The 22,298-nt window shown below is 55.9% G+C and carries 20 protein-coding genes; 13 read left to right on the top strand and 7 right to left on the bottom strand.

The features are described from left to right. Positions 1–47 precede the first annotated feature (47 nt). Positions 48–1,589 (top strand): extracellular solute-binding protein, encoded by a 1,542-nt coding sequence (locus ACI1P1_RS03940; RefSeq protein ID WP_416215056.1) that lies wholly within the window; start codon positions 48–50, stop codon positions 1,587–1,589. 185 nt (positions 1,590–1,774) lie between these two features. On the opposite strand, the gene ACI1P1_RS03935 is transcribed toward ACI1P1_RS03940, so the two are convergent. After that, on the bottom strand, positions 1,775–2,335 hold the full coding sequence (locus ACI1P1_RS03935) for a hypothetical protein (protein WP_416215055.1): 561 nt from the start codon (positions 2,333–2,335) through the stop codon (positions 1,775–1,777). A 117-nt stretch (positions 2,336–2,452) separates the two neighbouring features. Between ACI1P1_RS03935 and ACI1P1_RS03930 the strand changes: the two genes are divergently transcribed. Continuing rightward, a complete protein-coding gene (locus ACI1P1_RS03930; protein WP_416215054.1) occupies positions 2,453–3,370 on the top strand; it encodes a Gfo/Idh/MocA family protein in 918 nt (305 codons plus the stop codon). Positions 3,371–3,781: 411 nt separating this feature from the next. Next, on the top strand, positions 3,782–5,827 hold the full coding sequence (locus ACI1P1_RS03925) for a Na+/H+ antiporter (RefSeq protein WP_416215053.1): 2,046 nt from the start codon (positions 3,782–3,784) through the stop codon (positions 5,825–5,827). Positions 5,828–6,123: 296 nt separating this feature from the next. Here the strand turns inward: ACI1P1_RS03925 and ACI1P1_RS03920 are convergent, their stop codons facing one another. Next, the gene (locus ACI1P1_RS03920; protein WP_416215052.1) at positions 6,124–6,480 is read right to left on the bottom strand and encodes a hypothetical protein; all 357 of its coding nucleotides are present in this window, start codon (positions 6,478–6,480) and stop codon (positions 6,124–6,126) included. Between the two features lie 148 nt (positions 6,481–6,628). Beyond that, positions 6,629–7,510: a radical SAM/SPASM domain-containing protein gene (locus ACI1P1_RS03915; RefSeq protein ID WP_416215051.1), complete on the bottom strand. Its 882-nt coding sequence runs from the start codon at positions 7,508–7,510 to the stop codon at positions 6,629–6,631. A 130-nt stretch (positions 7,511–7,640) separates the two neighbouring features. On the opposite strand from ACI1P1_RS03915, the gene ACI1P1_RS03910 reads away from it, so the two are divergent. Then, positions 7,641–9,677, top strand: a complete 2,037-nt coding sequence (locus tag ACI1P1_RS03910; RefSeq protein WP_416215050.1) for a molybdopterin-containing oxidoreductase family protein — start codon at positions 7,641–7,643, stop codon at positions 9,675–9,677. A 65-nt stretch (positions 9,678–9,742) separates the two neighbouring features. Further along, the gene (locus ACI1P1_RS03905) at positions 9,743–10,084 is read left to right on the top strand and encodes a Uma2 family endonuclease (protein ID WP_416215049.1); all 342 of its coding nucleotides are present in this window, start codon (positions 9,743–9,745) and stop codon (positions 10,082–10,084) included. 86 nt (positions 10,085–10,170) lie between these two features. Here ACI1P1_RS03905 and ACI1P1_RS03900 read toward each other — a convergent pair whose 3' ends face one another. Beyond that, positions 10,171–10,302: a hypothetical protein gene (locus ACI1P1_RS03900; protein ID WP_416215048.1), complete on the bottom strand. Its 132-nt coding sequence runs from the start codon at positions 10,300–10,302 to the stop codon at positions 10,171–10,173. Between the two features lie 174 nt (positions 10,303–10,476). Here ACI1P1_RS03900 and ACI1P1_RS03895 point away from each other — a divergent pair, with 174 nt between their 5' ends. The 4 genes from ACI1P1_RS03895 to ACI1P1_RS03880 all read left to right on the top strand — a co-directional run bounded on the left by ACI1P1_RS03895 (position 10,477) and on the right by ACI1P1_RS03880 (position 14,021). Then, entirely contained in the window at positions 10,477–11,622 is a 1,146-nt protein-coding gene (locus ACI1P1_RS03895; protein ID WP_416215047.1) for a metallophosphoesterase, read from the top strand. Positions 11,623–11,657: 35 nt separating this feature from the next. Further along, positions 11,658–12,350: an FAD-dependent thymidylate synthase gene (gene thyX / locus ACI1P1_RS03890; RefSeq protein ID WP_416215046.1), complete on the top strand. Its 693-nt coding sequence runs from the start codon at positions 11,658–11,660 to the stop codon at positions 12,348–12,350. Further along, positions 12,347–12,829, top strand: coding sequence for a dihydrofolate reductase (locus ACI1P1_RS03885; protein WP_416215045.1), 483 nt, complete (start codon positions 12,347–12,349; stop codon positions 12,827–12,829). The genes thyX and ACI1P1_RS03885 overlap by 4 nt, the downstream gene beginning before the upstream one ends. Positions 12,830–13,154: 325 nt before the next feature. Continuing rightward, a complete protein-coding gene (locus tag ACI1P1_RS03880; protein WP_416215044.1) occupies positions 13,155–14,021 on the top strand; it encodes a YitT family protein in 867 nt (288 codons plus the stop codon). Positions 14,022–14,096: 75 nt separating this feature from the next. Here the strand turns inward: ACI1P1_RS03880 and ACI1P1_RS03875 are convergent, their stop codons facing one another. Both ACI1P1_RS03875 and ACI1P1_RS03870 read right to left on the bottom strand, forming a co-directional pair. Next, positions 14,097–15,836 (bottom strand): NAD(P)H-hydrate dehydratase, encoded by a 1,740-nt coding sequence (locus ACI1P1_RS03875; protein WP_416215043.1) that lies wholly within the window; start codon positions 15,834–15,836, stop codon positions 14,097–14,099. A 499-nt stretch (positions 15,837–16,335) separates the two neighbouring features. Beyond that, positions 16,336–17,103, bottom strand: a complete 768-nt coding sequence (locus ACI1P1_RS03870; RefSeq protein ID WP_416215042.1) for a sulfite exporter TauE/SafE family protein — start codon at positions 17,101–17,103, stop codon at positions 16,336–16,338. Between the two features lie 80 nt (positions 17,104–17,183). Between ACI1P1_RS03870 and map the strand changes: the two genes are divergently transcribed. The 4 genes from map (at position 17,184) to ACI1P1_RS03850 (ending at position 21,753) form a co-directional block, all read left to right on the top strand. Beyond that, entirely contained in the window at positions 17,184–17,930 is a 747-nt protein-coding gene (map, locus tag ACI1P1_RS03865) for a type I methionyl aminopeptidase (RefSeq protein ID WP_416215041.1), read from the top strand. A 195-nt stretch (positions 17,931–18,125) separates the two neighbouring features. Then, the gene (locus ACI1P1_RS03860; RefSeq protein WP_416215040.1) at positions 18,126–19,682 is read left to right on the top strand and encodes a sensor domain-containing diguanylate cyclase; all 1,557 of its coding nucleotides are present in this window, start codon (positions 18,126–18,128) and stop codon (positions 19,680–19,682) included. Between the two features lie 22 nt (positions 19,683–19,704). Further along, positions 19,705–20,088 (top strand): VOC family protein, encoded by a 384-nt coding sequence (locus ACI1P1_RS03855; protein ID WP_416215039.1) that lies wholly within the window; start codon positions 19,705–19,707, stop codon positions 20,086–20,088. Positions 20,089–20,214: 126 nt separating this feature from the next. Further along, the gene (locus ACI1P1_RS03850; protein WP_416215038.1) at positions 20,215–21,753 is read left to right on the top strand and encodes a PAS domain S-box protein; all 1,539 of its coding nucleotides are present in this window, start codon (positions 20,215–20,217) and stop codon (positions 21,751–21,753) included. 61 nt (positions 21,754–21,814) lie between these two features. On the opposite strand, the gene ACI1P1_RS03845 is transcribed toward ACI1P1_RS03850, so the two are convergent. Further along, a complete protein-coding gene (locus tag ACI1P1_RS03845) occupies positions 21,815–22,135 on the bottom strand; it encodes a dehydrogenase (protein WP_416215037.1) in 321 nt (106 codons plus the stop codon). Positions 22,136–22,298 lie beyond the last annotated feature (163 nt).

Raw genomic sequence — 22,298 nt, 5'->3', positions numbered from 1 at the left:
CTTACCTATACAAGCAGGATTCATTACTTAAATATGGAGGGGTATACATGAAAAAAAGCAAATGGCTTCTATTGTCCGTTTCTGCAGGTCTTGCAGTCACTGCGGCTGGCTGCGGCGGTTCGTCTGGCGGGAAGGATACTGCAGCGTCTCCCGGCGCGTCAGCTGCCGCAAACGGAACGGTTGCTCCAAGCAACGGTCCCAAGCCTGATTTGAGAGCGTTGTCAATTTGGATGAAGGATGATTATAACAACTATCCTGTTGCCAAGGTCATTGAAGAGAAAACCGGTTATAAAGTGAAGTACGACATGCTCCCTGCGGACAAGGCCGATGATAAGCTGAATCTGCTGCTCTCCTCGGCGGAGCCGTATGATTCCATCACGTATTCGGATAGCAGGCCCTTATATACCGATTATGCGAGAAAAGGGGCATTGGTGGACTTGGGCCCGTTGATTGACAAGTACGGTCCCAATATTAAAGCGGCGGTTTCTGAAGAAAGCTTTAATGCAGTAAAGGTTGACGGCAAAATCTATGCCATTCCCAACAGAGCACAGGAATTCTCAAGCACCAGTCTTATGGTCCGCAAGGATTGGCTCGACAAGCTTGGTATGCAAATGCCGACGACAGTGGATGAATTCACTGCCATGCTGAAGGCCTTTAAGGAAAAGGATCCGGGCGGCAACGGCGATAAGAACGCCCCTATGACCATTAATGGCAGTGCTCCCATTATCGAGAATCTGATCGGCTCCTTCGGCATGCCGAACAACTGGAATGCTTTGGATGGCAAGCTTGTGCCACGGCCGCTGCACCCGGGCTTCAAGGACTATCTGAGCTATGTAGCCGATCTCTACAAGCAAGGGCTGCTTGACAAGGAATTTGCCGTTAACAAGGATGCCACCATGAAGGAGAAGTTCACCAGCGGCAGAGCTGGGGTGATTTCGCTGAACTGGGCAGACATTCCCTCCATCGGCGACGCTCTGAACAAGAATTTCCCTGATGCCAAATTCGCTTATTTGCCCATTCTCAAGGGTAAAGACGGCAAGGCTGGGCTCGGCAGCAGATCCGGTTTCGACAGACTCACCTTCATCCCCAAGGCCTCCAAACATCCGGAGGATGCCATCAAGTGGATGAACGCCAAGCTGGAAAAAGAAGCCTTTAAGGAAATTGCACTTGGTGTAGAAGGCAAACACTATTCGGTCAAGGATGGCATGTACATTCCCATTCAGCCTGCCTTCACAGACGAGCGGAATCAGTCCAGCAACTATTTGACCGGAATCGACGAGAAGAATTTCCCCACTTACTGGCAAGCACGGGTACAAAAGGACGCCCGTTTGTATGAGGGCTGGGCTTACCTGAACAAGGTCATGCCGAAGGAAATGAGAATTCCCGATCCATTGGGGGTTGCGCCTGTTATGCCTACCTACTCGAAGGAAAACTCTCAGCTGAACCAGATGATGAATGACTTTGCAATCAAGGTCATTGTTGGTGAAGAGCCTCTGACTAGCGTGGAATCCTTTACGAATAAATACAAGCAATCCGGCGGGGAAGCCAGCTATAAGGAAATTAATGAGTGGTATGCAACCAAGAAATAATGTGCACCTGCATGTATATATTCCATAATTTGTAAAGTGATGAGGCAGGAGAAAAAGCTCCGGACTCCAGATTTGCAAAGAAGAACACCGGGTCTAAAGCACCCGGTGTTCTTCTTTTATTTAGAAAAGGGATATGTTACTATTTTCACAACATCACAACACAACATCACAATAAGCTGCCAGGCTTAAGCGGGAAAGCTCTTGCGGACGGGAGTCGTCCGATGCTCCGTTTTGGCCGGGTCGGCAGGACGCAGGTCCTCCAAGCGGATCACAAGCCGGGTCACCTCGTCGGTGGTATAAGACAGAGTGCGGAACCGGGCGGCCACATTAGCCAGCTCAATGCCGTACATGTCCTTGCGGCGGCGGTGGGGAACCAAGTCGTATTGCAGAACGGGAATGCCTGCGGTACCGGCTGGATAAGCAGAGGGTACGGCAGCCGGCAGTCCATCCAAGGGGAAATACAGGCGCTTTTTATTCCAGGGAATGCCCCCGTGGAGAGCTTCCAGAATAATAAACCCTTCCCCGCTTTCATTATTGGTGCGGTATACCCGCATCCGGGGAGCGGCTTGGCCGGGCTTCACCGTCTGGCTGGTTTTCAGATCGGGAATGAAGGGAACCAGCAGAATGGGGATACCGGTAGCGGCATACAGCAAATAAGCCGATTCCAGCAAGATAGCCGAAGCAATCAGGCCAAAGAAAAGAATCAGGCCGGCGATAAGGGCCAGGCTGTGTTTGGATTTGGTCATTAGGTTAGAAGGCCTCCTAAGTCGATCATGAAGACAATATGGATAACATGACTATCTTACCATAAGCGGAGCCGGGTTAAAAGCTGTTGAAAAATGACAATTGCGGGAGGAATCCGAATGAGGGCAAAAGTAGGGATCATCGGTTTGGGGGACATTGCGCAGAAGGCCTATATACCCGTGTTGGCTGCCCACAGCGGTGTGGATATCGCCGCTGTGATGAGCCGTTCTGCCGAGACGGTGGAGCGGGTGGGGCATAGTCTCCGGGTGCCCGGACGGTATACCGGACTGGACCGGCTTTTGGGAGAGGTGGAGCTGGATGCCGTATTTGTGCACAGTCCCACGGAAACCCATTACGGGATCGTAATGCAATGTCTTCAGGCCGGTGTGTCTGTGTATGTGGACAAACCACTTTCCTACGAAATCGGAGAATCGGAGGAGATGGCCGCATGTGCCCAGGAAACGGGAAAGCTGCTGGCAGTGGGCTTTAACCGCCGTTTTGCCCCGCTTTATGTGGAAGCCAAAGCCTGGATGGAAGAGGCCGGCGGCTTCCGGCTGTGCTCCGCGGAGAAGCATCGCATCCGGCAGCAGAAGCATAGCGCCAAACAAACCCTGTATGATGATCTGATCCATATGATGGATCTGGTGCTGTGGTTGTCCGGCGAGATGGAGCCGGAGGTCCGGTACCGCCAGCAGGCGGATGCTGATGGGCGGCTGCTGTGGGGGACGGGTACTCTGGCGCTTGACTCCGGTGAAGCGTCCTTCAGCATGGTCCGCAGCGCAGGTCTGGACCTGGAGCGGCTGGAGCTGCACGGAGGCGGCCGGAGCGCGCGGGTGGTGAATCTGGAGCAGGGCACGTTTGCCGAAGCCGGCGGTGCTGTCCGTGAGGCTGGGTTCGGCAGCTGGGAGCCGGTTCCGCAGCGCCGCGGTTTTACCGGGGCGGTGGAGCATTTCCTGGCCAGCCTGTCAAATCCGGCAGCCTGCACTATCAGCGCTGACAAGGTGCTGCCGGTCCACCGGCTGATTGAACGGCTGTAAGCGCGGAGACAGGCAGCCAGTTTCGTAGCTTCCAAAATACACTCCCAGGCGGCGGAGGCTTGTGTTATTTCAGGTAGCGGAAATAACGGAAGGGAAAGCTACGCTATTCAAATGCAAGGACACGTTTGTGGGCGGATAACGGAAGCTCTGCTTCCGTTATTTTGCCGTTGCCGCAGGAGCTCATACACTGTGGTGGGGAATAAGGAAAGTTGGCCTTCCCTTAAGGCCCCCTTCCCGCAGCTGGGAATGGATTAGCGGAACCTTCCATTCCTCTATTTGGTGAATCTCATACCTCCATCCTCACCGCTCCTTCACCTTACGCTTTTGCTGCTCCTTGTCGTTGGTCATACGCATTGGGTATAATGGAAGGATCGACCTATTTTATGACAGTTCATGGCGGAGGAGTAGATCATGCATATTTTCCTGGCAGTGCTGGTAATGCTGGGCCTGATCGGCGTTTCTAATGTGGTAAATCGGTTTTTGCCGATGATTCCGGTTCCGCTGATCCAGATTGCTCTTGGCGCATTATTGGCAATGATGCCTTCCGGCGTACATCTGGAGCTGGAGCCGGAGCTTTTTTTCGTGCTGTTTATTGCACCGCTTCTGTACAATGACGGGAAACACACACCCAGGGAGGAGCTGTGGCGCCTCCGGGCTCCCATTCTGCTGATGGCGGTGGGTCTGGTGTTTGTGACGGTTTTTGCCGTAGGTTATGCCATCCACTGGATGCTTCCCTCCATTCCGCTTGCGGCGGCTTTTGGCCTTGCGGCGATTCTGTCTCCTACAGATGCGGTGGCAGTCAGTTCGTTAGCCGGACGGCTGCATTTGCCTAAAAGCCTCATGCGCCTCTTGGAGGGAGAGGCACTGATGAATGACGCCTCCGGTCTGGTGGCCTTTAAATTTGCCATCGCGGCTGCCGTTACAGGAGTGTTTTCTCTGCCCAAAGCCTCCTTCAGCTTTCTGGTCATTTCGGTAGGCGGTCTTCTCTTCGGTGCAGCTCTGGCCTTTGTGATCATCGGGGTGCGTAACCTGCTGCGCCGGTTCGGCATGGAGGATGTGACCATCCACATGCTGATCCAACTGCTGACTCCCTTTATGCTGTATCTGACCGCAGAGCATCTGGGCGTATCGGGCATTCTTGCGGCCGTTGCAGGCGGCATTGTCCACGCAGTGGAGGATGACCGTTCCCGTGACTACTCCACCTTTAACCAGCTGAACGTATCCCAGCTCAACACGGTTTCCTCCAGCACCTGGTCCGTTATTTTGTTTATCCTGAACGGTCTGGTGTTCGTGATCCTAGGCCTGCAGATTCCGGATGTGAGCATTACCGTCATCCGCAATCCCCTGCTTAATAACCTGCATATGTTCGGTTATGCCGCCGCCATATTTGTGATGCTGCTGGGTCTGCGTTTTCTGTGGACGCTGGTATTCACGAGAGTGGGAAAGGGCGAAGGCAAAACCGACTCTGTTTCCCTGAAAATGCTGCTGATGACCTCAGTTTCCGGTGTCCGCGGGGCCGTCACTCTGGCAGGTGCCTTCTCCATTCCCTTGGTGCTGAATGACGGCACGCCATTTCCGGAGCGGGACCTGATTATTTTCCTGGCTGCGGTGGTGATCCTGCTGTCGCTTCTGTCGGCCAGCCTGTTTCTTCCGCTGCTTGCCCGCCGGAAGGATGCCGCGTCCGGCCAGTCCCAGCTGGAGGAGGCCCAAATTAAGGTGCTGGCCGCAGCCATCCAGGCGGTGCGCCATGAGTCCTCCGAGGAGAATGAAGCCGCTGTTTCCTCGGTGATCGCCGACTACCGCCAATGGATCGGGCAGACGGAGGGAAAAACCTCATCAGGCAAAGGCGCCCGGCTGAACAAAGGAACGGAGATTCAGCTGCGGCTTGATGCCCTGCATACAGAGCGCCAATTCGCCCAAATCCAGCTTGACGAAGGACGCATTACCCCGGAGCAGGCGGAAATCTTCTTCAGAATGATGGATCAGATGGAGGCCCTGATGGCCAATCCCATGCGGATGTGGAAAGCAATGATGAAGCTGTTTTTCCGCAGATTGAAGCGTCCATTCGGCCATAAGGCCGGTTTTGACCGGTTTGCCGGAAAACGGAAGGATCTTGAAGCGGTAAGAAAGCTGAAGCTGCAAAGCAGTGAGGCCGCACTCCAGTTCCTGGTGGCGCAAAGCGGTTCACCGGTCCATAAGGAAGAGCGGGCTGCGGTAATCAGCCATTACCGGGAGGTGCTGGAGCGGTTCAACCGGATTTCCTCCATGGCCCGGCGCAATGACCGGAGCTTCCATGAGCAGCGGAAGGAGCTTCATGGTTTTGCGATCCAAGCCGAGCGGAATGTGGTGCAAGCCATGTACGAAACCGGCGAGCTCAACCGTGAAACCGCCGGTGAGCTGCGCCGCCGCATTAAGGCGCGGGAGGCCGTGCTCCTGGAGCAGGATGAAATGGTGTAAATACGCGGAAAACCCCGGTTGCTCGCGGCAACCGGGGTTTTTGTAGAGGCGCGGGATGCTTTGAATGATTTAACGGAAGCGTACTTCCACTATCGGAGTGATGAGGCCTGGAGTAGGCCCGTTAGCGGAAGGGGATTTCCGTTATAGGGCGTTAAGGGCCATGAACAGGGGTGACTTTGCGGCAATAGCGGAAATATGCTTCCCTTATTTCCCGTTATAAAGGCATTTGCCCGCCATAACGGAAAAAGGCTTCCGTTGCCGGAAGCCGCTGCATACATAGGGTGTTGGATGAAAGCTTACAAGCGCTTTTCCTTGAGTTTGTCCACCGTCAGCTCCACATCGGCTATACGGTGATTGAGAAAGCGGATTTCACCCCGCATATCGAGGATCTCTTCTCCTAGCTTCTCCTCGATCCGCACAAGATTGCCCTCCGCCCGGCGCACATCGAGGGTCAACCCTTCCAGCTTGGCATTGGTGAGCTCCTGGGCATTGCGGATCGCCGAGGACAGCTGGAACAGCTCCGCTTGTCCAGCTTTAAGATTGGTGACGTCGCCCTTGAGGTCCTTTATATCCGATTTGACCGTTTGCATATCTTCGCCCAGGGTCTGGACGGCTTGCAGGATTTGGAGCAGAATGGGATCATTGGTGGACATAACGGACAAGCCTCCCTGGTGGAGTCTGGCAGAACGGACAAACAGTACATAACGTAAACAATAGGTTCCCCAGACGATTGGTATCATTATATCAAGACTGGGGGACATGTACCATTTCATTTTTTTGATAGAAAAGGTATGGATGCATCTACCCGCCGCCGAATTTCTTCCGGTAGCCGCATTTCCGGCAGAGCTCCTCTACGGCGCGCCTGCCGGAGAAGCCGTCCCGCAGCCTGCGGGCCCGGTCGCCTTCCAGAATCTCCGCAAACGGCTGCTCCCGCACATTGCCCAGGGCAATAACACCTTCCCCGTCGAGGCAGCAGGGGACCACAGTGCCGTCACAGAGAATGGCTGCGTGAGTGCGCAGCGCATGGCAGAAGCCCTTGCCCTCATCCTCGGTGGCATCCAGGCTGGGCCACTCGAACCGGTAATCCCGGTTCAGATAAATCCGGTCCGCTACCCGCAGGCCTTTGCCGGGCGCCGCTGCTTCCAAGGCTTCGGACGGCAGAGCGAAGGTTTCCTCCATGATCTGCGTCAACCGCCGGTTCAGCTCCAGCCCGCCCGGCTCCTCCGTCCGCGGGGCATCCCATAGACGCAGGCTGACATAAATCCCCTGGCCGGCCGCCTCTTGGGCAAACCGGAGACATTGCCGCAGATAGTCCAGCTGGTATGCCTCGCCCTTTTCCCGGTGCTCTCCCATGCTGTGCAGCGAGAGGTTCACCTGCCGTAAAGCCGTCTTACCGAGAAGGCTAGCGCTTTTTTTGGGGAGCAGCGTGCCGTTGGTCGTGAGATTGACCTTTAGTCCCTCTTCTGCGCAAATATCCAGCAGCTCCCCGATGGACGGATGCAGCAGCGGCTCTCCTTTGACATGAAGGCATATTTGGTCGGTATAGGGCTCCACCTGCTTCAGAATATCCCGGAAGGCTTCCTGCTCCATAAACATCGCCTTTCTTTCTGTAGGCGGGCAAAAGCTGCAGGACAGGTTGCAGATGCTGGTGATCTCGATGTAGACTTTTTGGAAGGCTTTCATTGCGTTCTCCAATCCGTTATCGCTGATACTTCATTATACCAGCTTGTTCGCATTGCACCTACGGATTGATTATAATGAATAACAATCATATTCGAAAAACATCAACCATAAATGAGGAGAGACAAGCTCCATGACTGCTGCCCGATTCGCCGCTGACGGCGTGTTTCCTTCCGTTTGCTCCCTGGACTGTCCCGACCAATGCGGGCTTTTGATCCATAAAAAAGACGGCAAGATTATCAAAGTAGAGGGGGATCCCTCCCATCCCGTTACCAAAGGAGCCATTTGCAACAAGGTCCGCAATCTCCCCGAGCGGATTCATGATCCGGCCCGGCTCCGCACACCGCTTAAGCGTACCGGCCCCAAGGGGTCAGGGGAATTTACCCCGATTACATGGGAAGAAGCCATTGATGAGATTACCTCCCGTTGGAAAACTCTGATTGCGGAGGAAGGGGCTGAATCCATCCTTCCCTACAGCTTTTATGGCAATATGGGCTATCTGGGCACGGAGGGGATGGACCGCCGTTTTTTCCACCGGATGGGGTCGAGCCGTTTGCAGCGCTCCATCTGCTCTGCCGCGGGAGGCGTCGGCTACGGGTATACCATGGGCGGCGACTTCGGCACCAGCCCTGAGGATACGGTGAATGCCAAGCTGATCATCTTCTGGGGTGTCAATGCGGTCAGCACCAATATGCATCAGGTTATGCTGGCGGAGGAGGCCCGCAAGGCGGGGGCGGTGATCGTGGCCATTGATGTCCATAAGAACCGGACCGGCAAATGGGCCGACTGGTTTATTCCTCTGCGTCCGGGCACCGATGCGGCGCTGGCGTTAGGGATGATGCACATTCTCTTCGCGGAAAATATGACGGATGAAGCATTTCTACGGGAGTATACTGTCGGGGCAGAGGAACTGCGGGAGCATGTCCGTGCCTATAATCCGGCAAGGGTTTCAACTATTACGGGCGTCCCCGTGGATGACCTGTACAAGCTGGCACGGATGTACGGCAATACGCAACCCAGCTTCATTCGTATCGGCAACGGCTTGCAGCATCATGACAATGGCGGGATGAATGTACGGACCATTGCCTGTCTGCCGGCGATTACCGGCGCCTGGCTGCACAAGGGCGGAGGCGCCATCAAAAGCAACAGCGGGTACCTGACCCTGAATGAACGGGCGCTCCAACGGCATGATCTATTGAAGAGATCCACCCGGAGAATTAACATGAACCGCATCGGTGAGGCGCTGCTGGAGCTGACACCGCCTATCCGTTCTTTGTATATCTACAATAGTAATCCGGCTATTGTGGCACCAGATGCCAACAAGGTGCGGGAGGGTTTGGCCCGGGAGGATCTGTTTACAGTGGTGCACGAGCTGTTTCTGACGGAAACGGCCCGTTATGCGGACATTGTGCTGCCGGCAACGTCCTCCCTGGAAAACACGGATCTCTATGAATCCTACTGGCATCATTATATCCACCTGCAGGAGCCTGTGCTGGAGCCGCTGGGGGAGAGCAAGTCCAACGTAGAGGTGTTCCGCCTTCTGGCAGTGGGGATGGGATATGAGGATCAGGCCTTGAAGGACAGCGAGGAGGAGATCATTCGTCAGGCTCTGGATGCGCCCAAAAACCCCGTGCTGGAGGGGATTACCTATGAGCTGCTGAAGGAGCACGGCTTTGTGAAGGGGAAGGTACGCCCCTTGTTCCCGGGCAAGCTGCCTACGGCCAGCGGCAAAATTGAGCTGTTTTCCAAAGCCATGCTGCAGGACGGTTATCCGCCGCTGCCGGAGTATGTACCCCTGCCGGATGAGGACGGGCTGCCGTTCCTGTTTGTGCCGGCGCCGAACCATAATTTCCTGAACTCCACCTTTTCCAATAATGAGAAGCATGTCCGTCTGGAAAAGGAGCCGCTGCTCCATATGCATGCCGCGGATGCTGCTGCAAGAGGAATTACCGCCGGGGATATGGTCAAAGTGTGGAACCGGCGCGGCGAGTGTGTAATGAAGGCGGCTGTAGGGGAGGATGTGCTCCCAGGTACGCTGGTCAGCCAAGGGCTGTGGGCGGATGCCACAGGAAAGAAGCGGGTGGTCAATGCCCTGACGCCTGCGCGTACGGCGGATATGGGCGGGGGAGCCGTCTTTTTCTCCGGACGGGTGGAGGTTGAGCGCCTGTAGGCGTTTCCCGGCTGCGGACTTATGGTAGAGTAGAGTTACCATAAACGGAAAAGGGGGCAAAGCAAATGAGTATGCCACCGGAAAATAAACGGTACACCTATGCGGATTATCTGACATGGCCCGAGGATGAACGGGTGGAGCTGGTGGACGGACAGGTGTATGCTATGACTCCGGCGCCTAACCGGATCCATCAGGAGATTCTGGGCAGGGCCTTTAACGCTTTTTCCAACTTTCTGAAAGGCCGCCGCTGCCAAGTTTATATTGCCCCCTTTGATGTCCGCCTGCCCAAGGGAAACGAACAGGACGACCAAACGGATACAGTGGTCCAGCCGGATTTATCGGTGATCTGTGATCCGGTAGGGCTGTTTCCCGAATGGGAGCTGTCTCTTAGTGAGGTTTTTGAATAAGCCTATTAAGGAATTGCGGTGAAATAAAAGCTCCGGACGTTGGTTGTCCCGGAGCTTCTTGCTGAAATCGGATTGTGCGGATAAGATCAGATAGAAGGCCGGTTAGGGACGTGGAATTTGGCCTCATTCTGCGTCAGCTTGGAATCCTTGGTGCCTTGGGCGTTGGATGATTCGTCAGCCATGGCCTGCATCTTCTGCTTCAGGGTTTTCTTAGCCATTGGTTATCCTCCTATGGGCATTATGATGGGAAACAGGCTTAGCTTGCGGCTCCCGCCAGGCATTTAAACAAGGGAACTGCTGCCGGAGGGGATATACCCCCTCAACCGTTTGAAAATAACTTGCCGGATATGAGACAATACGGATTAACGGAAAACGGATAGGAGTCCGATCATATGAAACCTGGCATGATTCTATCAGCTATATTGTCATTGGCCGTTTTTGCGGCGCTAAATCTGTATTTGGGCTGGAACGGGGCGGTTTTCTGGCGCGAAGCCATACCGGATGTTTCTGTTTGGTGGTTTTGGCTGGGGTATGGCATCTTGGCCTTGTCCTATATCGCCGCCATGCTGCTGCGGAAGGCGCTGCCTTATACCCTGGGCAAATGGCTCAAAATTATCGGCTCTTACGGCCTGGCCATTCTTTTTTATATGCTGATTTTGGTGCCTTTGGCGGATCTGGCTTATGGTCTGCTGCGTCTTACGGGTATAGAGAGAAGCCCGGCTTTGCTCTATACAGGCTGGACCACTGCGGTTGTCCTGGCAGGCGTGATGCTTGCAGGAACGCGCAACGCCTGGAAGCCGGTTGTCCGGCATTATGAGCTGGAGGTGCCCAAGGCCTGCGGGGACGGACGTAAGGAGCTCCGAATCGCCGCGGCGTCGGATATTCATCTGGGTGCTGTGGTGGGTAATCCGCATTTGGTCCGGCTTGCCAACACGATGGACAAGCTGAAGCCTGATGTGATTCTTTTGGCCGGGGATGTGCTGGATGACAGTCTGGAGCCTTTTATCCGGGAAAACATGGCCCGGTCCATGAAGCTCCTCCGGGCGCCGCTTGGCGTGTATGCCTCCCTTGGCAACCATGAGTATTACGGCGGCCATATCGGCGATTATATCCGCCGGATGAAGGACATCGGCATCAAGGTCCTGACAGACCAGGTAGTGGATGTGGGGGGCAGCTTCTACATTGCCGGACGCAAGGACAGGGCGGCAGAGCAGATTGAAGCGGGAGGCCGCCTTAGTGTGGGACAGCTGCTGGCGGAGGCGGATCCGGAGCGCCCGGTAATTCTTATGGACCACCAGCCTTATGCCCTGCAAACCGCCGCAGAGGCGGGAGTAGATCTGATGTTATCCGGTCATACCCACAGAGGGCAAATGGCGCCGGCACATCTGGTGACGAGGAGATTGTTCGAGCTGGATTGGGGTTATTTGAAAAAAGGCGCCATGCATGTCATTGTATCCTCCGGCTTCGGATTGTGGGGGCCGCCCATCCGGCTGGGAAGCCGTTCGGAAATTCTTGATATCCGTCTGAAATTTATTTAATACAGGACAATCATTCATAAGGGGGAACCGCCATCATGGGAAATGAAATCAACATGCACGTGGAGCTGCTGACGTATACACCCGAAGCCAGAAAAATCGCCTTTACCGCTATCAGAACCTGCTATAGCCCCACGGAGCCCAGCGATCTGTTCGAAGGTGTACAGTACGAAAAATATCAGGAGCAAACTGCTACGGACGGACAAGGGGGCAGCGATGCGGACCGGTTGTTCCGCCATATCGTCGGCTCCGGCCATACCTCCACCATGGAGCATATCAACTTCACCTTTGCTCTTGAAGGAGTATCACGGGTTCTGCTGGCCCAATTGACCCGCCACCGGGCTGGCTTCAGCTTCTCCGTCCAGTCCCAACGGTACGTCTCGGATGCCTCCGACAAAAAGAAGGGCGGCTTCCATTATGTTGTGCCGCCGAAGATTGCCGATATACCGGAGGCTGCGGAGTATTATGCGGAGCTGATGGAAAACCTGCAGGCTGCTTACGACAAGCTGGCGCAGCTGGGAGTGCCGCGGGAGGATGCGCGGTTTGTGCTGCCGAACGCAGCGTCCACCAACATTACCATGACCGCCAACCTGCGTGCCTTGTTGACCTTCTACAGCAAACGCCGCCCCGGCCGCGGCGCACAGTGGGAAATTGCCCAGCTGGCGGAGAAGCTCCGGCAAGAGGTGGTCAAAGCCGAACCGTGGCTGGATCCCTTTTTCGAGCAGGCATGATTACACTAATCGCAGCCACTGACCAAAACCGGGGAATCGGTCTGCAGGGCCGGCTGCCCTGGCGTTTGCCCGCCGATCTGGACCGTTTCCGGAGGATTACTACCGGCCACGCGGTGCTGATGGGCCGCAAAACCTGGGAGTCTATTGGACGGCCCCTTCCGGAGCGGACGAATATCGTAATGAGCCGCCATCCGGCTCCTGCGGAAGCGAAGGGTGTGCTATGGGCCGCTTCACCTGAGGAAGCACTCCGGGTAGCCGGGAACGGGGAAGTGTTTATTATCGGCGGCGCCGAGATATACAGCCTGTTTCTGCCCCGGGCGGACAGGCTCCTGCTCACCCGGATTCACGGGGAGTTTCAGGCGGATGCTTTTTTTCCGGAGCTGGATGAGGAGCAGTGGGAGCAGGCTGAAGCTGTTCCGGGAGTAACCGATAAGGACAACCCTTATTCCTACGAATTCCGGGAGTTCCGGCGGCGTTAACTTGAAATCATAGGGACCCTGCCCCAAGCTCTCTACATTGACAAAGAACCGTCTTCTGAACGAAGGCGGTTTTTTGGCGTGTCTGGATGTGTTCCGAATCCTTGTTTTCACAACATTTCGTCTATTTTAATTTTCTTTCGGGCACCGGGGCGAAGATAAAAAAGCTCATTCATAACCTCACATAAAGTGTGAGGGAAATCATAGTCACTGTTTCCGATAAAAAATATAATCACCATGATAAAATTATTTTCTAATACTTTCAACCGAGTGTTTTCGGGTTTCCTTCATGCATCATCATGAGGAAAAGAAAAAAGGGGATTCTATCATGTACATTCGTAATCTGGCCACCCCAGTTTCCATGGAGGGACTTATGAAGCAGGCACGTGATGTGGTGATGATTATTGTTTCCGCTCTGCTGGTTTCCGTTGGGCTGAAGCTGTTCTTGATTCCGCACCAGCTGCTCTCCGGCGGCGTCGCAGGTCTTGCTTCGGTGATCGGGTACTTGAGCAATCCGAAATATATTTCACTGTTTTATTTTGGCATGAATCTGCCTATTCTCATTTGGGGCCTGGTTGCTGTTGGCAAACGTTATATCTTCCTCAGCATCGTATCCGTTGCCTCCACCACCTGGTTTCTCAGTGTGCTGCCCAGTGTTAAGGTGGTCAGCGACCCGATTCTGGCGGCTATCGCCGGAGGTGTAATTATTGCCGGGGGCATCGGCTTCTCTCTGCGGGCGGGCGGCTCTACAGGCGGGTTCGATATCCTGGGCTCCATCATTACGCGTAAACGCGACATTCCTATCGGAACAGTGCTGTTCATTATGGACGGTATGGTTATTCTGACCTTGGGCTATTTCAAAAGCTGGGATTTGGCCCTGTGCACCATGCTGTGTACCTTCGTCAAAAGCAAGGTGGTGGATATGATCCATATCCGCCATGTGAAGGTCACCTGCTTTATCGTCACCAAAAGGCGGGATGAGATGCTGGCGCGGTTGAAGCTTTTGCCCCATGGCGTCACGGTGGTGAATGCGGAGGGCGGCTACAGCCACGAAGGCAATTGTATGCTGATGACCGTTACCACCCGCTACGAGCTGGCCGAGCTGCGCAAGGCCATTCTGGAGACAGACCCCAAATCCTTCGTCAATGTGCTGGAAACGGTGGAGGTTATGGGCCGCTTCCGGCGGCTGGGATAAAAAATGAATGTGGAAACACCCCCGGATGGACAAAAGCCGGGGGTGTTTATGTTAGGACGTGTTTGCAAAAATGGACTAGAGCTGCGCGATTATATCTCCTGCCAGGAGAGAAGCAGGGCCGCCGGGGCGCAGTTGTGCCGCCCTGTCACCGGCGGCGCCATGCAAATATACCCCCAAGGCAGCTGCCTCACCCGCGGGAAGACCCTGGCCCAGCAGGGATACGATTAAGCCGGCCAGTACATCTCCTGCCCCGCCGGTAGCCATGCCCGGATTGCCGGTGCCATTTATATAAACGCGGCCGTCGGGAAGTGCGGTAACAGTGCAGGCTCCCTTCAGTACCAGTACCACACCATGCTCCTTGGCGTAGCGGATGGCCGTGCCGATGCGGTCCTGCTGGATCTGAGCAGTAGGGATGCCCAGAAGGCGGGACATTTCCCCTGGATGTGGGGTGAGGATAGTCGGCCGGCCTTCGGGCGCTTTCCAGGCGGAGAAGTCAGTTGCCTCTGCCGCCATATTGAGGGCGTCCGCATCCACCACCAAGGGGCAGCGGGTTTCTTCCCAGACACGCCGCAGCCAGGCGGTGTCGCATGCCCACCGTCCCAGGCCGGGGCCGATAAGCATGGCGCTGCGGGAGGCGGCCAGCCCGGCCAGAGCCTGGGGCGGGACGGCAGCCCAGCCGGCTGGCACAGCTGAGGAGCGGGAGTCTGGTGAGTCAGCAGCAGCTGTGAAACGGGAACGTGGTGGAGAAGTGGCAGCAGCTGCCTGGTCGGGAGTCAGGTGATGGGAAGGTAAAGGCGATTCTGCCAATGGCGCCAGCATCAGCTCCGGCGGGCGGTTGACGGCCAGCGGCGATAGGGAGGCGGGCAAGGCCCAGCTCACCAGGCCGCTGCCGCCCCGCAGCGCGGCACCTGCTGAGAGCAGGCCCGCGCCTATCATGCTGGCGGAGCCGGCGGCCACCAGCACATGGCCGTAAGTGCCCTTGTGGGTGTCGGCGGCCCGGGAGCGGTGCGGGTCAATGCCCAGGGCCGCTGCCGCGGTCTGGGCATTGACGTAACGCACCGGCACATTCTCCCCGCGGGCCAGACTGGTTGGTATGCCAATGGGCGCCACGGTGACCTGCCCGGCGTATTCTGCGCCGGGGTGCTGCACCAGCCCCCGCTTTAAGAAGGCCAGGGCCACGGTGGAGATGGCCCTGATGCAGGCGGCATGGACGGCGCCGGTATCGGCGTCCATGCCGCTGGGGATATCGGCTGCCACGATAGGCAGCCCGCTTGCATTGGCGGCGCGGATCAACGCCGCATACGGCTCCCGCGGCGGCCCGGCCGCGCCGGTGCCCAGCAGCGCGTCGACGATGCCGGAGTACCGCTCCCAGCGGAGCGGTACTCCGGACGCCGACGCGTCCAGGCAGGGCACGCCGAAGCGGGCGGCGATGGCCGCCTGGGCCGCGGCAACGCCTTCAAGCTCAGCGGCGGGCACCGCCAGCGCCACGTCTACGGCAAGACCCGCCTCCATCAGATGGCGGGCCGCCGCAAAACCGTCGCCGCCGTTGTTGCCCTTGCCGGCCAGCACAAGCCAGCACTCCCGGCGGTGTGCGCTGTCCACCGCGTTGCTGCTGTGCTCCACGCCCTGGCTTCTGCCGTCAGACTCCGCACTCACCAGGCCGCCGTCCCCGCCGCCTCGCACCGCCGCGACCCGGAGCACCTCCTGGGCAATGGCTCTGCCCGCATTCTCCATCAGCACCATGGCCGGGATGCCGATATCCTCGATGGTCAGGCGGTCCAGTCTGCGCATTTCCTCCGACGTTACCACAAACATGCTTCCAACCTCCCTAAAAGAATGGTTTTCGGATAACGGAAGCATATTTCCGTTATTTGCTCCAGGAGCAGGGAAAAATGATCATAGCGGAAACCCGTTTCCGTTATTCCGCAAAAAACGGCCCGCTTGCTGCCTTCCCAATATGGATAACGGAAAGCCTCTTCCGCTATCACGCTTTTTGGCAGCAGCACGGCCTAATTAGCGGAAACCGGATTCCGTTAACTGTCCCGCACATAGCCGGCCAACGCTCTGCGCTATCCCGCTATGCGCACATAGCCGGTAAACGCACTACACCAACCTGTCTCGCACATAGCCAGCCAACGCTCTGCACTATCCCGCTATGCGCACATAGCCAGCCAACGCTCTGCACTATCCCGCTATGCGCACATAGCCACCACCGACCTTCACTAGCCCGCGCTGCGCTCAGCCGTCCTTAGCCCTTTCGTCCCCCCTCTCCCGCCTTCCCGGCCGGAGCTTCCTCTGCGGACCTTACCCATCTTTACCCCACCAGCAGATCCCAGATCTGCTTGCCGATTAAGAGGGTAGTCACCCCGAGGAACAGCGGCTTTACATAGGTGCTGCCGTTCTTGATCGCTAACCGGGAGCCGGTTAAGGCTCCGGCGATCATGGCGATGCCCATGGGCAGGCCGTAGGGGACATTGACCACCCCCAGCGCGAAGAAGGTGGCCAGGCTCCCCAAATTGCTGGCCAGGTTCAGCGCCTTGGAGTTGGCGGAGGCTCCGACAAAATCAAAGCCCAGCAGGAGGAACATAAAAATTAGGAAGGAGCCGGTACCCGGTCCGAAGAAGCCGTCATAGAAGCCCAAGGCCACCGCACCGCTGATCAGCACCGTCCGGTTTCGCCCTGTGGCTCCGGCAAAATGACTTTGATTTCCCCAGCTTTTCTTGCATAATGTATAGAGAGTTACCGCGATAAGCATCACCACCACCATGGGCTTGAGGAAGGTGGCGGGAATCTGCTGGACCGTCAGGGACCCCAGCACCGCTCCTGCCAGCGATAACGGAAACAGCCATGCCACAAGCCGAAAATTCATTTTTCCGGAAAAAAGGAAGGAGGCCGAACTGGTCAGCGAGGACATGGTGCCCGCCAGTTTGTTGGTCCCCAAAGCCAGGCCGGGAGGAAGCCCCGCAAATAACAGCGCCGGCATGGAAATAAGCCCTCCGCCGCCTACCACGGAATCAATGAAGGCTGCCACGAACCCGGCGCCCACCAAAAATAGCAGCATGTACAAATCCGGATGATCCACTACCATTCTCTCCTTTAATCCATAATTCGTATCCCAAAGCGGTCTCATCCCAGTATAACGAAAAAAAGGAGCCTGCCAAGATGATTATTCTGAAGACAAAAGAAGAAATTGAGAAGATGCATGCGGCGGGGCGGATTTTAGCCGCCTGCCACCGTGAAATAGAGAAGATGATCCGCCCCGGGGTCACCACCTGGGAGATTGACCAGTTTGCCGAACGCTTCATGAAGGAGCACGGCGCCACTCCGGAGCAGAAGGGCTACCATGGTTATAAATATGCCACCTGCGCTTCGGTAAACGATGTGATCTGCCACGGCTTCCCCAAGCTGGAGCCTCTGGCCGATGGCGATATTGTCACCATCGATATGGTGGTGAACCTGAACGGCTGGCTGGCGGACTCCGCCTGGTCCTATCCCGTGGGGAGTGTCAGCGAGCAGGGCCTGCGGCTTTTGACAACCACCAAGGATGCCTTGTACCGGGGGATCGCCCAGGCGGTAGCCGGCAACCGCATCGGCGATATCTCCAACACGATCCAAACCTTCGCCGAGGCTGAGGGATATTCCGTCGTCCGGGATTTTATCGGTCACGGCATCGGCAAAGACATGCATGAGGATCCGGAGGTTCCCCATCACGGACCCAAGGGCAAGGGACCGCGGATCAAGGAAGGGATGGTTTTCACCATCGAACCTATGCTGAACACCGGGTCCTACTATGCCAAGGTGGACGCGGACGGCTGGACGGCACGGACTGTGGACGGAGGGTTGTCCGCCCAATACGAGCATACCATCGCGATAACCGCCCAAGGGCCTTTGATCCTGACGGAGCATTGATTCCGGCGGATTGGCGGCTGCCGTTATCAAATTGCCGCCGCCGATTGCCGGAGGCAGATACCGACTTTATAATGGAATAGACACACGCATCTACGCGTTTGCACCAATGAAAAAGTAGGTGAGCCATTGCTGGACCGACTATCTTGCCGCTTAGGACTGCTCACCCTTAAACAAAGACTCCGGTTTTGGGTCAGCTTGATTATTGTTGTGCTGGGAGCCTTGATTCTCATCAGCACCTCCATAACGGAGGCGCGCTACAAAACAAGAGAAACGCGGCAGCAGCTGAAGGATGCCATCGGTCTGCAAAGCACCTTCATCAACCGTTGGCTGGAGAACCACAGCACCCAGATCGGGCTTTTATCCCATCTTATGTCGGGACGGACCGGAAGCAAGGATGAAATCAGCCGCATCTTCAAATCCTTCATGTCGGAGGAAGGAGAATATACAGCTGTCCTATATGTAGACGCCCAAGGGAAGATTATCATGGATTCCCAGAGTCCCGACAGCAGCGGGGATGTGTCCGACCGGGACTACTTCAAGGAGGCCAAGGCCGGGAGAAGCTTGATTACCGATGTATTGATCAGCAAAAATTCCAGCAGACCCTTCTTGTTCATTTCCTCGCCTATCATGGATGAGAACAACGTCTTCAACGGGCTGGTTTGCGGCGTCATCCATATCGGCATCCTGGAAAAGGTGATGAACCAGTTCGATTTTGGCAATGCCGGAGAAACATATCTGCTGAACAGAAGCGGGCAATTCATTACCGTTCCTCTTGGAGTGGAGGGGACTCCCCTGAATCTGGTCAACACTTCACCCATTGCCGATCTGGCCCAAGCCGGAACCTCCTCCAACAAGGCGTATGCCAATTATGCCGGCGAACGGGTAATGGGGCAGTACGGCTGGGTGAAGGACAAGGAGTGGCTGGTTGTGGCCGAAATGAAGCACAGCGACATCTTCCGGGCCCTCTATACCGATATTTTGCTGATGGCCATCATTGTAATCGCCATGCTGCTGCTAAGCTTTGTTTTAACCTTCAAGTTTACGGAAGGGCTTCTCCGTCCCATCGGTCTTCTGTTGCGTGGGACAAGCACGATCCGGGAGGGGGATTATGACTTCCGCATTCCTCCCAACCAGTTCGCCTCCGCTCCCGAGGAGCTTCAGCAGCTGTGCGAGAATTTTAACCGTACCGGCAAAAAGCTGAAGTCCACCATTCAGATGCTGGAAATGACGGCGGTGGTGGATCAACTGACGGAAGTATATAACCGCAGGCATATTTTGACCGAAGGGCCGCGGCTTCTGGAAACCTGCATACGGGCGGGACAGCCCTGCTCCGTGCTTATGCTGGACATTGATTTTTTCAAAAAGGTGAATGATACCTTCGGCCATCTGGTGGGTGACCGCGTGATTATCCACGCCGCTTCCCTTCTCCTGTCCTGCATCCGGTCCTGCGATATGGTATCCCGTTACGGGGGCGAGGAGTTTCTGATTCTGCTTCCCAATGCCCCGGCAGAAGGCGGAGTTGAGCTGGGGAACCGGATCCGCCAGGCTTTTATGGAACAGCCATACAGGGAGGAGGAGTTGGAAATCCCCCTGACCGTCAGCATCGGCGTGGCTGATTACCGGAAGGACTACAGCTACGGCACATCCACGCTGGAGGATATGATATCCCGGGCGGACCAGGCCTTGTACCAAGCCAAACGGATGGGAAGAAACCGGGTGGAGCTGTCGGGACAAACTGTCCCCACCCCCTAAAAAATTACTTGGAGGAAAACACATGATCAAAAAACTGGAGCACATCGGAGTATACGTCAATGATATGGATGAATCCATCGCCTTTTATACGGAGGTGCTGGGTCTTAATCTGGCGTCACGCAAGCAGCTGGATAACGGAGTGGAGCTTTCGTTTCTTTCCTTTCCCGGCCACCCGGAGACGGAAATTGAGCTGATCGGACGAGGCACGGAGGGGATGTCGGACAGTGGAATTGTCCATCATATCGCCTTTACGGTAACGGATATCGAAGCCGAGCTGGAGCGTCTGAAGGGGTTGGGCATCCGGCTGTTGGATGAGGAGCCCCGGACCATACTGGGCGGGACCCGGATTGCTTTCTTTTTCGGCCCCAACGGGGAGCGTTTAGAGTTTTTCCAGCCCGCCCTCTGAGCACTTGGGATGGAGAGAATGGGTCAAAAGTTTTCCATCCTGTAATGATGTGAAGGATTCCGGAAAAAAAGGAAGAAATATTAAGTAAGAATGTCCTCCACATTCCCTGAACGGGAGGAAAGACCCATGACCCATTTCATTCGCCGTTGGAAATCGCCATTTCATTTCGGGTTTATCTCCTGCATCCTGGTCCTTGCCAATGGCCTTCTGGCCTCCACAGTGGAACTGTTCCTCCGTTCCGGATCATTGGACAAGAGTCTGTTTTGGTATTTGGCGTTATCCGATGTTCTTTCTATCGCGGCCCTGATTATCGGGGTTGTGCTTGTCCTGCGTTTGCCGGTTATTGCAGCTGCAGGAAAGCCATCACCGTATCCCTCCGCCATCCTGTCCGCTGCTGAGAGTGCTGCGGCGGTGGAGCCGGAAAGCTTGGCCGTACCGGATGTCTCCCCTCATTATCTGGACGTATCCCTGGAGCAGGATACGGATACGGCCGGGCGTCTGCGGGTGGTGGAGAGTCTGAGAAGAGCCAACATTTTTTGGAGCTCCTTGATTGAACACAGCACGGATGCTATCTATCTGACCGATCTGGACGGGAACATCCAGCGTGCCAATCCGGCCTTTGAGGCGCTGTACGGCTACAGGGAGGAGGAGGTGACCGGCGCATTTCAGCCTTTCCTGCAGGACAAGGACGCGCCGGAATTTCTGGAATTGATCCGCAAGGTCAAAAACGGGGAAGAGGTAAGCGGGTACGAAACCGTCCGCCAAACCAAGGAAGGCAAAGAAATTCATGTCAGTCTGACCCTGTCTCCCGTCCGTCTGGATGATGGAGAGCCGGTTGCGCTGGCAGCCATCTGCCGCAATATTACCGAACGCAAGGAGACGGAGGAGCTGCTCCGCCGCTCCGAGAAGCTGTCGGTGATCGGCCAGCTTGCCGCCGGTGTAGCCCATGAAATCCGCAATCCCCTGACCACGCTGCGCGGCTTCGTCCAGCTGTTCAAGCAGCGCCAAACCGGAAACCAGGAATATCTGGATCTGATGCTGGATGAAGTGGAGCGGATCAACTTTATTGTCAGCGAGTTTATCATTCTCTCCAAGCCCCATCTGAACCAATTCCTGTATAAGGACCCCGGTGAGCTCCTGGAGGATACACTACGGGCGCTGCAGCCCCAGTCCCACATGAGCGGCGTGCGGCTTGAAGCCGGCATTGAGCAGAATTTGCCCCGGATGCTCTGTGAGGAAAATCTTGTGAAGCAGGTGTTTTTGAACATCATCAAAAATGGAATGGAATCCATGCCTGAAGGGGGAGTAATGAGGATTGATGCGGCTCTTGAGGGACAGGAACGGATTAAGTTCCGGTTCATGGACCACGGGTCCGGGATCCCCCCGGATATGCTGCGCCGCTTGGGAGAGCCGTTCCTGACCAGCAAGAAGAATGGAACCGGATTGGGAATCATGGTTAGCCAGCAGATCATTGCCAATCATAAGGGGAGGCTGCATATTGCCAGCGAGTTAGGCAGAGGCACCTGTGTGGAGATTGTGTTTCCCGTGAATTTCCGCCAGCTGTCGGAGGACCTGGACACGGAGGACTGCGAGGCCTTGCCCGAAACCAGGGTCACAGTCCAAGCCTGTCCTCCTCATATTACCACCACCGGCAGAGGAAACTGACCCGGCGGGATGCGAAGAAAGCGGGCGATGCCGAGGGCATGCCCGCTTTCTGCTGTCACGGTTATCCGCCGAAGGAATCGCGGAACGCCCGGTTCAGCTCCTCCTCCCCCACATTCCACAGCGGGGCAATGGAGGGGCTCACTTCCTTTTCCCACCAGTCCGCCAGAGCCTTCCGGTTGCTCCCGTTCTCCACAATCCACAGCAGATTCAGGGCTACCTTTTTGAAATACAGCTCCTCCGCCTGCTTCAAGGGTTCGGGGGCAATATAGGTTTTCAGCCTCTTGATGGTCCGGTACAGCTCCTTTTGGCAGGAGCGGCGAATTTGACGGGCAGTGGGAAGAGGCTTTTCGTGCTTGGCATTGCGCATGGGATTGGTTTGCATGGATACCACCAGCCTAATTGTATCTTGGAAGACATAAGTAGTGTATGCGGCGAGGGCCCAATGGGCGACAGACTAAGAAGCTGCGAGGAAATTAGTATCCGCTTTTGCTGACAAAATCTCCACGGTTTTGGGAGTTTTATCAACAAATTAGCGCTACTTATTT

Source organism: Paenibacillus mesotrionivorans (genome assembly GCF_046098205.1).
Classification (GTDB): domain Bacteria; phylum Bacillota; class Bacilli; order Paenibacillales; family NBRC-103111; genus Paenibacillus_AR; species Paenibacillus_AR mesotrionivorans.
This window is presented reverse-complemented; position numbering and strand designations above follow the sequence as displayed.